1 protein-coding gene is annotated in these 1270 nt (G+C 66.7%); it reads right to left on the bottom strand.

The window, feature by feature from the left end:
• Window positions 1–71 precede the first annotated feature (71 nt).
• A partial coding sequence (locus AC1D15_RS32915) for a DUF3466 family protein (RefSeq protein ID WP_477829371.1) occupies window positions 72–1270 on the bottom strand: 1199 nt, incomplete at its 5' end.

Genomic DNA, 1270 nt, shown 5'->3' with positions numbered 1-1270 from the left:
GTTTGTCCCATGATCGGCAGGCTTCGAACTGTCGACGGCAAGGTGGTTGCCGCGAGCAGGTAGGTCGATGTTCAGGCGTGCTCTTTCAGTATCCGACGCCAGGCCACGACACCCAACCCGCACAACATCAGCAGCACGGTGGCCGGCTCCGGCACGGGCGAGATCAGGTAGGCGCGCCCGTTGTCGCCGTTGGCCACGAACTGCCCGAGGTCGTTGATGCCGGTCACGTTGACGAACAACCAATCGCGCACCCCGGCCGCCAGATTGTTGAACGACAGCGTGTTCACGTCCACCAATCCGTAGCCGTTGGCGCCGGTGATGAAGGCGTGGTCCATCATGTTGACGGTCCAGAAGTAGCTGCCGCCCACCTGTCCCGAGTTGTTGATCGACAGCCCGCGGCTGGTCAGCTGCCAGGCGCCGCCCATCTCGAACTCGCCCATGTCATGGATGTTCAGCCTGCGGCCGATGCCATCCGGCCCGGCGACGAAGGCCGATGCGTCGGTGTAGTAGTCGGCCTCGGTCGTGCCCACGGTCTGGCCGTTGTCGTTGATGCCGGCGGCCTTCGACGTGTGGTACGGGCTCGTCGGATCCGAACCGGCGATCGTGATCGGTGCCATCACGCCGTAGGGAGCGCCATCCTGGGTGTTCGTCATGAAGCCGCGGGTGGTCCCGAAATTGAACGAATCCTCGCGGCCGCCCGCCACCGTGGAGACACCGGCCACCTTGCCGGACTGGTTGATGCCGGTGCCGATGGAATTGGCGCCGCCCAGCGTGCCGAGCTCCACGACGGCCGCGCCGCCCGCCTGCGTCACGAAGGCACGCTGCGTGCCCGCCGCCGTGGCGTACGAGCCGGTCACTTGCCCGCTGTTGTTGATGCCGTTGCCGAAGCTGTGCGTTCCGGGCGTCGCGAGCGCCTGCGGCGCGATGCTGCCGTCGGCCCGATAGACGAAGGCGCGAGGGCTGCCCACGGCAGGGTTCTCATCTTCGTTGCCGGGTGCTGTGGCCGAAGTGCCCACCACCCAGCCGTTGTCGCTGATGCCGGTCGCCTTGCTCCAGTTGCCGCTGGCCAAGGTCGGGATCGCCGCCAGGCCCGTGCCGTTCACGCCCGTCACGAAGGCCTGGTAGTTGCCGTAGACGGAATTGCCGGCGTACAGCTGCCCGARGTCGTAGCCGTAGCCGACCACCTGGCCGCTGTTGTTGATGCCGGTGGCATACGAGTGCTGCCACATGCCACCCAGCGTGCCGAGGTCGGTGACGCTGTACTCCAGGG

This window comes from Rhizobacter sp. P2_H2 (assembly GCF_056403375.1).
The sequence above is the reverse complement of the archived record's forward strand: the minus strand, read 5'-3'. Positions and strand labels throughout refer to the sequence as shown.